The 12,143-nt window shown below is 62.5% G+C and carries 8 protein-coding genes; 2 read left to right on the forward strand and 6 right to left on the reverse strand.

Going from position 1 to position 12,143, the window contains the following annotated elements; all coding sequences use genetic code 11:
* Nucleotides 1–14: 14 nt before the first annotated feature.
* The 5 genes from V6M90_RS20830 to V6M90_RS20850 form a co-directional block, all read right to left on the reverse strand.
* Nucleotides 15–1,466 carry an efflux transporter outer membrane subunit gene (locus V6M90_RS20830; RefSeq protein ID WP_141064888.1) on the reverse strand — a complete coding sequence of 484 codons (1,452 nt, stop codon included), beginning with the start codon at nt 1,464–1,466 and terminating at the stop codon, nt 15–17.
* Entirely contained in the window at nt 1,463–1,936 is a 474-nt protein-coding gene (locus tag V6M90_RS20835) for a MarR family winged helix-turn-helix transcriptional regulator (RefSeq protein ID WP_003174777.1), read from the reverse strand. The genes V6M90_RS20830 and V6M90_RS20835 overlap by 4 nt, the downstream gene beginning before the upstream one ends.
* A gap of 173 nt (nt 1,937–2,109) precedes the next feature.
* Nucleotides 2,110–5,781, reverse strand: a complete 3,672-nt coding sequence (locus tag V6M90_RS20840) for a translocation/assembly module TamB domain-containing protein (protein WP_332847072.1) — start codon at nt 5,779–5,781, stop codon at nt 2,110–2,112.
* Entirely contained in the window at nt 5,781–7,508 is a 1,728-nt protein-coding gene (locus V6M90_RS20845; protein WP_141064886.1) for an autotransporter assembly complex protein TamA, read from the reverse strand. The genes V6M90_RS20840 and V6M90_RS20845 overlap by 1 nt, the downstream gene beginning before the upstream one ends.
* Nucleotides 7,509–7,571: 63 nt before the next feature.
* A complete protein-coding gene (locus V6M90_RS20850) occupies nt 7,572–8,222 on the reverse strand; it encodes a GNAT family N-acetyltransferase (protein ID WP_003174780.1) in 651 nt (216 codons plus the stop codon).
* Between the two features lie 169 nt (nt 8,223–8,391).
* Here V6M90_RS20850 and xthA point away from each other — a divergent pair, with 169 nt between their 5' ends.
* Together xthA and V6M90_RS20860 are read left to right on the forward strand one after the other, a co-directional pair.
* On the forward strand, nt 8,392–9,204 hold the full coding sequence (xthA, locus tag V6M90_RS20855; RefSeq protein ID WP_078825242.1) for an exodeoxyribonuclease III: 813 nt from the start codon (nt 8,392–8,394) through the stop codon (nt 9,202–9,204).
* A 129-nt stretch (nt 9,205–9,333) separates the two neighbouring features.
* Entirely contained in the window at nt 9,334–10,665 is a 1,332-nt protein-coding gene (locus V6M90_RS20860) for a substrate-binding domain-containing protein (protein WP_003174782.1), read from the forward strand.
* Nucleotides 10,666–10,780: 115 nt separating this feature from the next.
* On the opposite strand, the gene V6M90_RS20865 is transcribed toward V6M90_RS20860, so the two are convergent.
* Complete coding sequence (locus V6M90_RS20865; protein WP_003174783.1) at nt 10,781–12,010, reverse strand: acyl-CoA dehydrogenase; 1,230 nt, start codon at nt 12,008–12,010, stop codon at nt 10,781–10,783.
* Nucleotides 12,011–12,143: the final 133 nt, after the last annotated feature.

Here is a 12,143-nt window from a genome sequence, read left to right on the forward strand (position 1 = left end):
ACAAATACCTCGAATTATTCGGTGCGTGTGGCTGGGGTGGTCGACGCCACGTTGGCGGCGTTGAAGCCGCCGCCCAGGGCCTGCATCAATTGGATCGACAGCGTGATCTGCCCGGCATTCAGGCTCGCCAGCTGACGCTGGGCCTGCAGCAGTTGCTGCTCGATGCTGAGCACGTCCAGGTAGCTACCGATTCCGGAGCCATAGCGCTGAACCACGGTGTCGTAGGACTGCTGGGCAATGTCGGTCGCGTGTTGCTGGGCCTGGATCTGCCGGCCGGTTTCGCGCAGTTGCGACAGGGTGTCGCCGATGTCGCCCAGGGCTTGCACCAGGGTTTTGTTGTACTGCGCCACGGCCAGGTCGTAGTCCGCGTCGCGGGCATCGAGGTCGGCGCGCAGGCGACCGCCGTCGAAGATCGGCAGCGAAACAGTGGGTGCAATATTGAAGAAGCGACTAGCCGAGCCAAACATCGCATCCCCCAGCAACGACTCGGCCCCGGCGCTCGCGCTCAAGTTGAGATTGGGGTAGAAGCGCGTCTTGCTGGCGGCGATGTCCTTGCTCGCGGCCTCGACTCGCCAGCGCGCGGCGATCAGGTCAGGACGACGGCCCAGCAGTTCGGCGGGCAGCACCGAAGGCACGGCGACGGCGGCAGGTCTCAACACGTTGGGGCGCGCCAGTTCATTGCCGCGATCCGGACCTTTGCCCAGCAACACCGCCAAGGCAATCCTGGCGCTCTGCAGTTGTTTTTCCGCGTCGATCAGTTGCGACTGCGAGCTGGCTTCCAGGCTCTCGGTCTGCTGGTACTGGTAGTGGCTGTCGATGCCTGAATCCAGGCGGCGCTTGCTCAAGTCGAGCATTTGCCGGGTGCGCTTGAGGTCATCGGCGGCCAGGTCACGCACGATGTGCGCCTGGCCCAGGTCGCTGTAGGCCTTGGCCACGTCGGCGGCGAGGGTCAGGCGCGCGGCCTGTTGGTCGACTTCGGCGGCGCGGGCCTGGCCCAGCGCGGCTTCCCAGGTGGCGCGCTGGCCGCCCCAGAGGTCGAAGGTGTAATTGAAGCTGGCGCTGATATTGCGCACGGTGGAATAGGCATCGCCCTCGCCTCGCGGGTCCTGGTCCCTGGCCAGACGCGAACGGCTGACACCGGCGCTGGCGTCCAGCGTCGGCATGCGCGCAGCGTTCGCGGCATAGGCAGCCGCCTGGGCCTGATGGGCACGGGCGTCGGCCACTTGCATGTCGGGGCTGTTTTGCAGGGCTTCGCGGATCAAGCCATCGAGTTGTGGGTCGCCGAGGCTTTTCCACCAATCGGCCGCCGGCCAGGCGGCGGGCGACAAGGCCACGCCACTCAGGGACTTGCCGGTCTGCAGCGTGTTGGCGTCGAGGCGCTGGCCCTGGGTGTCAAGGCCGCTGTAGTTGGCGCAACCGGCCAGGCTCATGGCCGCGAGCACCAAGCAAAGGGCACGTGTATTCATTTATTACCTACCCGCTGGATAGTGATGGGGTCACCGGCAGCTATCAGAATTTTCTTGAGGATCCGCTCCAGGGTTTCCAGCTCGCCCGGCTCCAGTACGCCGGCCAACTGGTTCAACGCCTGGGCGCCGATGAACGGCAGCAGGTCCGCCAGGCGCTGACCGTCAGGGGTCAACACCAACTGCACTTGACGACGGTCGAGTTCCGAGCGCTTGCGGCTGAGCAGGTCTTTTTGCTCCAGCCGGTCGAGCATGCGGGTCATCGAGCCGCTGTCCAGCGACAGGTGGCGGCACAGCTCCGCCGGGGTGTCGACACCGAATTGCGCCATGATGATCAACACCTTGAACTGCGCGGCGGTGATGCCGTGGGGTTCCATATGGGTGTCGATGATGCGGTCCTTGAGGATCGCGGCGCGGCCGAGCAACAGGCCGAGGTGGCAGTTATGGAAGTTGTCCGGGGTGAAGTGGGGCATCGGAAGTCACCTTATTACTGCCTAGGCAGTGAATGTATGACGAGATGTTACTGCCTAGGCAGCGAAAGTCAAATGGAATAATTAGGTTGCTTGGTATTTGTTCAGGAAAGAGGATTGAAATACCGAACAATGTGGGGGGCAGTGCCCCTCCCACATTTTTTACCGCGACAGGATCAAAAATCCCGCTTGTAGAAGATATCCAGCGAGTTGGCCACGCCACTGGCCACTTCCAGGTAGACCTTCTTGCTCAGCAGGTAGCGCAAGGCAATGGTGCTGGCCGGCTCGAACACCCCTACCCCGTAACGCAGGCTGAGCTTCTCGGTGATCTTGCCGCTGGCCACCACCGCGGTGTTGTTGCCGCTGCCCTGGGCATCGAGTTCAAAATCCTGGATGCCCAGGTTCTTGGCCAGGTCGGACGTGACCCCGGCGCTGCCCATCAAGCCCAGGCCCAGGGCGGCCTGGGCGAGCATGTTGTTGTCTTCGCCGGTGGTGCTCAGCGGGCGCCCCAACACCAGGTAGGACAGCGCCTGCTCCTGGCTCATGGCCGGTTCCGAGAAGATTTGCGTGGTGGGGTGTTCGGCGCTGCCGCTAAGACGGATACCGGCCACCACGTCGTCGGCCTTGCGGATAGCTTCGATATCCAGGTACGGCTGGTCCAGGGGCCCGGCGAACAGCAGGCGCGCACGGCGTACGTCGAGTTTCTGACCGTAGGCGCGGTAGCGGCCGTCGTTGAGCCACAACTCGCCACGGGTGTCCAGGTTGTCGCCGATATGCACATGACCCTGCACCTTGGCGGTGAGGCCGAAGCCTGCGAAGTTGAGCTGGTCGTCGCCCACTGCCACGTCGATATCCATGGCCATGGCCATCGGCGGCTTGCCCTCTTCGGTCTGGCCGCCGATGATCACGGTGTCATCCGAGACCTTGACGGTCGATGGCGGCAGTTCGCGCACGGTGATGTTGCCTCGCGGGATCTGTACCTTGCCGGCAATCGCCAGTTTGTCGTCCTTGAGGGTGATCTTCAGGTCTGGCGCCACTTCCAGTTCGGCGTAAGGCTCCACCGTCACTGGCAAGTACGCGCCTTGCAGGCTCAGGTCTACCGCCAGTGCCTGGCCCCAGTCGATCCGCCCCTTGAGGCTGCCCCGCCCGGCCTTGCCGCTGCGCCAGCCACCGTTGAGCTGGACGCCGTCGCCGGCGATCTGCGCCTGCACGTTCAGGCCTTCGAAACTGACCGGCAGTTCGGGCCCGGAGACTTCGCCGCCGATCAGGTTCACGCTGCCGTTGACCTGGGGCGCCAGCAGGCCGCCAGAGATGCGCCCATTGCCGTTGAGTTTGCCGCTGAGGGTTTCCACCATCGGCACAAACGGTCGCGCCACGGCAAGGTCGAGGCCGGTAAGGCTGAAATTACCAGTGATCGGCTTGTTCTTCGGCAGCGGGTTGATCTGCGCCTGCAACAGCAATTCACCGAGTTTGCCACCGCGAAAGTTCAACTGGGCATCGATGCGTTTGGGATTGAGGGTGGTTTCCAGCTTGAGCGTGTCATAGGGGAAATCCAGCCACTGGTCCTTGTCCTTGACGCGCAAGGTGCCGCCACCGGCATCCACCGAGACCAGACCTTTGGGGCCACTGTCGGGCAGGTCCAGCTGCAGGTCGGCATTGAGCTTGCCCTGCCAGGCGAAGTCTTTGGGCAAAAACGCCGCCAGGCTGTCGAGGGGGAATTGCTTGAGGTGGTAGCGCAACCGGGGTTCCGGCATCAGCCGTTGGTCTTCGCCGCACAGGCTGGCCGCGCCGGAGACCCAGCAATGGGCGGCAAAGGTCAGCTTGCCGTCGGCCAGGCGCTCGATCTTCGCCGGGGCCTGCAATCTCCAGTCCTGGCCACCGGCTTGTACGTCACCGCTGGCCAGGCGTCCGCGCCAGTTGCCTTTGTCGAGGTTGCCGTCCAGGGCCAGGGCCAGCTTGACCAACGGCCCGGCGAGGTCCAGTTGGACTTTTTGATGCTTGATATCGCCCTGGGCGCTGGCCGTGAGGGTGCCGACCTGGGTGTCGCCGCTCTGGATGCCGCTGCCCTTGAGTTCGATGCTCGCGCGCTGGGCGTTATCCAGGGTGGCGCCGAGGCTCAGGCTTTGCAGGCGGTTGTCGGCGAACGCCAGTTGCTGGCCCTTGAGGTCGAGTTTGCCGTGTGGCGCCTTGAGGCTGCCGGCCACGTCGAGGCGACCGTTGACCTGGCCGCGCAATTGCGGCCATAGCTGGGCCAGGCGCGCAAGTTTGATGTCGATCCGCCCGGCCAGGCGCTGTTGCAGGCTGCCGCTGCCGTTGATGCGGTTGTCACCCAGGCGGATATCCAGGTTGGCCAGGGTCCACTGCTCGCCCGCGCCGTCGGCCTTGGCGGCGAACACAGCGGTTTGCCCACGCAGGCGGCCCTTGAGGTCGAGGTCGGCGTTGAGCTTGAGTTGCTCATGCTTGAACTCACCCTTGCTGCGCAGTGGGCCGGCCAGGGTACCGGGCAGTTCCGCCACCCAGTACGCCGGGTTCAGCGCCGACAGGTCCAGCGCGGTGTCCCAGACGATGCCATCGGCGAACTGCAGGTTCAGGTGCCCTTCGGCCTTGCCCTGACCGGCAGTCAGTTTGAGTTCGGGCAGGAAGATCTGCGTGAGGTCGCCACTGAACGGCGTGACCACATTGAATTTGCCCGCCGGGCCGTCGAGGTCGGCCTTGAGATTGCCCAGGTAGTTGCCGTCTTTATAGGAAATTTCACCCGTGAACGTACGCAATGCAACCTGCGGCTCGTCAATCACCGGATAGAGGCGATGCCACGGGAAGTCGAGCCAATCGATCCTGGCGTCGGCACTGAAGCCTTGTTGCCAATCCAGCTGGGCCGCGAGCTTGAGGCTCTGCTTGTCGCCGGCCGTCAGGTCCAGGCCGGCAATCTGCGCGCCGTTGGCGTCGACCTTGCCTTGCAGCAACAGGTCCACCGGGCCTTTTTCCGCCGGCAGCACGGCCTTTCCGAGCAATTGGTAACCGTTTTTCAGGTCGCCTTTGGCGGTGAGATCGAGCTGGTTGAGTTGCAGGGTGTCGGGCAACTCGGCGCTGGGCTTGAAGCCATCGGCGGTGATGTGCACGGAGGCCGGGAGGTTTTCCACCAGCGGCTGCAACTCGCCGCTAAGCCTGGCTGGGAAATAGCCGCTGCTGTCGGCGTCGAGCTTGAGGGTCTTGAGCAGGTCGCCATCGACCTTGAGTGCGACGTTCCACGGCGCGCCGCCGGGTGCATAAGGCAGGCTCAGGTTGCCGCTGACGGTCAGCGGCCACTGGCCAGTGGGTTGCAGCAGGCCGGCCAGGTCCAGCACCAGATCGTCCCGTTGCAGGTGCACCGAATCGATCTGCAGGCCGGCGGCGGTCCAATGCGCCGCCAGTTGCAGGCCCTTGAGCTCTTCGCTGCCGTTAAACAGCAGGCTACCGATGCGAATGTCGCCCAACTGGAGGGCAACCGGCAATTCAAGATCCGGCAACGTGATAGGGCCGCCGCTGTCTTCGGTACTCGGTGGAAACTGCAGGCTGACCTGTTCCACATCCAACCGATTGACGCACAGGGTCATGCGCATCAGGCAGGCCGGCGACCAATCGAATATTGGCGCTTTAAGCTCGACACGGCTGCTGTCTTGCTGCCACAGCAGATGATCGGCACGCCACTGGCCTCCCAGATGGCCCTGGAAATTTTCCACGCTCAAGCCCGGCACCTGATTCAAGGCCCAGCGACTGCCGGCCTGGCTACCCAGCACCGTCCACAGCGCCAACAACAGCAAAACCAGGACAGCCAGCACGGCGAGTCCCGCTATTTTCAAACCGCGCATCACAGCTCAGGCCCCATGGAAAAGTGCAAACGAACGCCGCCCGGTTCGTCCAGGGCATGGGCCAGGTCGAGGCGGATCGGACCGACCGGCGACACCCAGCGCAGGCCGACACCCACGCCGGTTTTCAGACTGGGCAGCTCCAGATTGTTGAAGGAGTTACCCTGGTCGATAAAGGTCGCGATCCGCCATTTCTCGGCGATGGAATATTGATACTCGGCGCTCAAGGCCACCATGTAGCGCCCACCGATGCGATCCCCACGGTCGTTCTCCGGTGACAGGGTCTGGTACTCGTAGCCGCGCACGCTCTGGTCGCCACCGGCAAAGAAACGCAGCGACGGCGGTACCGACTTGTAGCCATTGGTGGCGCTGCCGCCGACCTGCGCCCGTGCCAGGAAACGGTGGTTGTCCCACAGGGTGGTGAGGCCCTTGACCATGGCCGTGCCGTAAAGCAGGTTGGTGTCCGAGCCCAAGCCTTCCTTGGCCACTTTGGTGTCGAATTGCAGACGGTAGCCGTGGTGGGGGTCGATGCGGTTGTCGCTGCGCAGGTAGGAATAGCTGATTCCCGGCATCACCAGGTTACTCAGGCCCGAGTCATTGCCCAGGCGATATTCTTCACGCTGGTACTTGAGCGAGATCACCCGGGTCCAGCCGCTGGGTAATTTGCTGTGCCATTCCGGGCCCACGGTGAGCAATTTACTCAAGGTGTCGGTACCGGCCAGTTCTTCATTCTGGTAGCCACCGGCGAACCGCAGTTTGTCGGTAATCGGTGGGTCGAGCGGAATGTCGTACCACAGCCCGACGTTCTGCCGTGGCGCCGACAACTCGGTTTCCCAACCGTAGCTGTGGCCCTGAGGGTTGACCCAGTGGCGGGTCCAGTTGGCCTTGCCCCGTGGGCCGACGTCGGTGGAAAACCCCAGGCCCAGGCCCATGGTGCGTGGTTTGCGGGTTTCCAGGCGCACGGCCACCGGGATCACATCGTTGGCCGACGCAGCCGGCGCGGCATCCACGCGCACGCCTTCGAAAAAACCGCTGGCCTGCAGGTTCTGGTTGAGTTCGGCGATCAGTTCGGAATCGTAGGGCTCGCCGGCCTTGAACGGCACCATGCGCTGCAACAGGTCTTCGTCGAACGGCGTGTCGCCGGCGAAGTTGACCTTGCCCAGGGTGTAGCGCGGGCCGCTGTCGTACACCAGTTCGATATCGGCGACGCCCGCCTGCGGGTCCACCGCAAGTTTCTGGCTGGTAAAACGCCCGCTGAAAAAACCATAGCGCGAGGCCTGGTTCTGGATCAGCCGCTTGGCCTCTTCGTAATGGCCGTGGTTGAGCACGGCACCGGATTTGAGCTCGTCACTGGCGGGCACGCGAAACGCCTTGAGGTTCGCCGCAGGGCCGTCGACCCGAATGGTTACGTCGCGCAAATGCACCGGTTCGCCGGGGTCGATGTTGAGGATCAGGCGCGGGTTCTTGCCGCCCTTCACATCGCTGTCGATGCGTGGCTGATAGAAGCCCAAGGCCTGGGCCGCTTTACGCGCCTGCTCCTCGGCGCCATGGCTGAACCGCAGCAAGGCTTCTTCGTCACGATCGCCCACCCCACCGATGTAGCCTTCGATGTTGGCTTTCAGCGCGTCGTTCGAGGGCTTGATCCGCACGTCCAATTCGCTTTGCGCCACTACGCCGCAGCTTATAAACAGCAGAACCAAGCCGCTGGTGTATCTTCCTGGAAATTTCATAGGCGCGGATGCTACAGAGCTGGGGGGACTCTTTGAACTGAGAATTGTCTGAATAATTCTGTCTTAAGCCGTCGCTGTCTGTGACGGCTGCGGATTGGGATGAAAAAACACGTGCTCCAGGATAGGCCCTACAGCAACTTCACCGATTTCCTCGTAGCCCTGACGCTTATAGAAGTCCAGATAACGTGAATTCCCCGTATCCAACACCACGCCGGAGGAATGCGGGTCTTCGGCGCACCAGTTGTGCACCGCTTCCAGCAGCTGCTCACCGTAGTGCTTGCCCTGGAATTGCGGATGGATGCCCAGCAACGGCAGCACATGCACCGACTCACCGGGCAGGCACGCCATGACCGCGTGATGGTAGTCCAGATACCGCCGCGTACCGCGCACGCCAGTGCTCAGCCACATGCGCAATTGCCAGGCCCAGCTCTCGGTAATCCCCAGGCGTCGTTGCGGCGGAGCGATCAGGGCGATGCCGATCAATCGGTCATTGACGAACAGGCCGATGGCCGGCAGTTTCTGGAAAAAATGCTGCTTGACCAGCTCGCGCACGGTGGCGCGTACCCGCTGTTCATAGCCGGCGCGCTCGGCCTCGAAAATGTAGGCGAACGTCGGCTCGTGCCGATAGGCCTGGTACAACAGGGAACGGGCCTCGCGCGAATAGCCGCTGTTGAGCAGGCGAATTTCAGCAATGGCAGTCGAAGTGTCAGGCATACGGTGAATCTCCCTGGGCGCCATTTAAACGATGGCGTTCGTATGGGTACGAACCTGTGCAGCGCGAGTCGTTCCCAGACCTTAGCAGCGCAACAGTGCTAGCGCCACGCTGGCCCCCGTCCGACTTGTCGGCTAGCATCGCCTTTTTGCCAGGACCGGACCGCCGACCATGAAAATCGTCTCCTTCAATATCAACGGGCTTCGCGCCCGCCCTCATCAGCTGGCGGCGCTGATTGAAAAGCACCAACCGGACGTGATCGGCCTGCAGGAAACCAAGGTCCACGATGACCAGTTCCCCCTGGCCGAAGTACAAGCCCTTGGCTATCACGTGTATTACCACGGCCAAAAAGGCCACTACGGCGTGGCCCTGCTGTCGCGCCAAGAAGCCTTGAGCGTGCACAAAGGCTTTGTCGGCGATGAGGAAGACGCTCAGCGCCGCTTTATCTGGGGCACGTTCGCCGATGAACACGGCAACCCCGTCACGGTCATGAACGGCTACTTCCCGCAGGGCGAAAGCCGCGATCACCCCACCAAGTTCCCGGCCAAGCAGCGTTTCTATGAAGACTTGCAGCACCTGCTGGAAAGCCAGTTCAGCAATGACCAGGCGCTGGTGGTGATGGGCGATGTGAATATTTCCCCGGAAGATTGCGACATTGGCATCGGCGCCGACAACGCCAAGCGCTGGCTGAAAACCGGCAAATGCAGCTTCCTGCCGGAAGAGCGCGAGTGGATGGCCCGCTTGAAAAACTGGGGCCTGGTGGACAGTTTCCGCCACCTCAACCCGGACGTGACCGACCGTTTCAGCTGGTTCGACTACCGCAGCCGTGGGTTTGAAGACGAGCCCAAGCGCGGGCTGCGCATTGACGTGATCATGGCGTCCACGGGACTGGTGCACCGGGTCAAGGATGCCGGGGTGGATTACGATCTGCGCGGCTTGGAGAAACCATCGGACCATGCGCCGATCTGGCTTGAACTGAGCTGACCCCCTGACCGTGTTGGAGTTGAATGTGGGAGGCCCCTCCCACATTTGATCGCTTGATCGCCAGTCACATTATTGAAACCCAACTGACTTAATCTCGCGGCACTCCCTTTGGCTTGAGAAGGTGCCGGCATGACGCTGCGCGTTCTGTTTCTGTTGTGTTGCGCGTTGTCCCTCTCCGCTGTGGCAACTGCCCTACCCGTCCCCGAACAAGGTCCTGCGCTACGCATCCAGGGTTCCAACACCATCGGCGCTGCACTGGGCCCTGCATTGGTCAAGGGATTGATGGAGCAACAGGGCTTGCAGGCGATACACAGTGAACCGGCCGGCGCCAACGAACAGCGTGTGATCGGTACGACTCGCCAGGGAAAGTCGATCACGATCGAAGTGGCGGCGCATGGTTCCAGCACCGGTTTCGCGGCGCTAAAAAATGCCACGGCTGACCTCGCCGCTTCGTCTCGCCCGATCAAGGACAGCGAACTGGTCGAACTCGAACCGCTCGGCGACCTGAAAAGCCCTGAAGCCGAACAGGTGATCGCCATCGACGGCCTGGCCATCATTCTCAACCCCCGCAACCCGCTGAACACGTTGAACACCGAGCAACTGGCGCAGATTTTCAATGGTGAAATCAGCACCTGGGAGGCGCTGGGTGGTATCGGCGGGCCCATTGAGGTGTACGCGCGGGACGATCAGTCCGGCACCTACGACACGTTCAAGGAGCTGGTGCTGCGCCTGCGCGGCAAGCCGCTCGTCGCTTCGGCCAAACGCTACGAGTCCAGCGAGCAATTGTCCGACGCGGTGAGCCAGAATCCCCAAGGCATCGGTTTTATTGGCCTGCCCTACGTACGCCAAGCCAAGGCCGTGGCGATTGTGGACGGCGACTCGCAGCCGATGTTGCCGCTCAACAGCCTGATCGCCACCGAAGATTACCCGCTGTCCCGCCGGTTGTTTCTCTACCTGCCGCCGTCAAGCCATAACCCATGGGCCAAGGCGCTGGTAGCGTTTGCCCAAAGCGGCAAAGGCCAGGCCATCGTCGCGGCCAACGGCTTCATTGCGCAGCAAGTGCAGGCAATGGCCGTGGAACCGCGCGCATCGATGCCCGAGGACTATCAAGCCATCGCCCGTGACGCCCAGCGCCTGAGCGTGAATTTTCGTTTCGAGGAAGGCAGCGCCAGCCTGGATAACAAGGCGCGCCAGGATCTGCGGCGGGTAGTGGCGTACCTCAAGGGCCACGACAAACTCGACAAACAGGTCACGCTGGTGGGGTTCGGCGATGCCAAGAACGATCCGCAGCGGGCGGCGTTGCTGTCCAAGCTGAGGGCGATGGCGGTGCGTCGCGAATTGGTGAAGAACGGCGTGGTACTGAGGGAGATTCGCGGGTTTGGCGCGCAGATGCCGGTGGCGGCGAATACGGCGGATGAGGGGCGGATCAAGAATCGGCGGGTGGAGGTTTGGGTGTATTGAACCTGCTGGATCTTCATTGCCTGATCCGGCCTCATCGGGGGCAAGTCGAATCGTCGCACCGCCCCTCCCACATTTTGTGTGGGAGGGGCTTGCTCCCGATACAGGCGACTCGGTGTTACTGCCCGCCGCGCATCAGTTCCTTGGGCACATACTTGCCGATCTCGAATTTACCAATCGCCGCGCGGTGCACTTCGTCCGGGCCGTCGGCCAGGCGCAGGGTTCGTTGCATGGCGTACATGTAGGCCAGCGGGAAATCGTTGGACACGCCGGCACCGCCATGGATCTGAATCGCGCGATCGATCACTTTCAAGGCCACGTTCGGCGCCACCACCTTGATCTGGGCGATTTCGCTTTTCGCCACTTTGTTACCCACGGTGTCCATCATGTAGGCCGCCTTCAAGGTCAGCAGGCGCGCCATGTCGATTTCCATGCGTGAGTCGGCGATCTTGTCGATATTGCCGCCCAAACGGGCCAACGGCTTGCCGAATGCGCTGCGGCTGACCGAGCGTTTGCACATCAACTCCAACGCACGCTCGGCCATGCCGATCGAACGCATGCAATGGTGGATACGGCCTGGGCCAAGACGGCCCTGGGCGATTTCAAAGCCGCGACCTTCGCCGAGCAGAACGTTTTCATACGGCACGCGCACGTTGTCGAACAGCACTTCGGCGTGGCCGTGGGGGGCGTCGTCGTAGCCGAACACCGGCAGCGGCCGTACGATTTTCACCCCGGGGGTGTCCACCGGCACCAGGATCATCGAGTGCTGTTGGTGACGCGGCGCATCCGGATTGCTCAGGCCCATGAAGATCAGGATCTTGCAGCGCGGGTCACAGGCGCCGGAGGTCCACCATTTTTTGCCATTGATCACCCATTCGTCGCCCTGGCGTTCGGCGCGGGCGGCCATGTTGGTAGCGTCCGATGAGGCCACGTCCGGTTCGGTCATGGCGAACGCCGAACGGATCTCGCCGCGCAGCAGCGGTTCGAGCCAGCGGTGTTTCTGCTCTTCGTTGGCGTAGCGCACCAGCACTTCCATGTTGCCGGTGTCGGGCGCTGAGCAGTTGAACGGTTCCGGGCCCAGCAAGGATCGGCCCATGATTTCGGCCAGCGGTGCGTACTCAAGGTTGGTCAGGCCGGCGCCCAGTTCGGACTCGGGCAGGAACAGGTTCCACAGGCCTTCGGCTTTGGCGCGGGCTTTCAATGTTTCCATGATGGCGGTGGGCTGCCAGCGATCGCCTTCGCTGACCTGGCGTTCGAACACCGGCTCGGCGGGGTAGACATGAGCGTCCATGAATGCGGTGACGCGTTCACGCAGTTCCTGAACCTTGGGCGAATAGGCGAAATCCATGAGCAGCTCCCTTCTCTGAGAGGTTGTTTAGGTCATGCAATCGATGCTAGAACAGCGTTGATAATTTACCTAGCCTATTCTCGGCGTGTATTAACATTCATCACCGATATATGATCGGCGCCTCAGCCCGTAA

The sequence above is a fragment of the Pseudomonas lactucae genome, from assembly GCF_036688725.1.
Classification (GTDB): domain Bacteria; phylum Pseudomonadota; class Gammaproteobacteria; order Pseudomonadales; family Pseudomonadaceae; genus Aquipseudomonas; species Aquipseudomonas lactucae.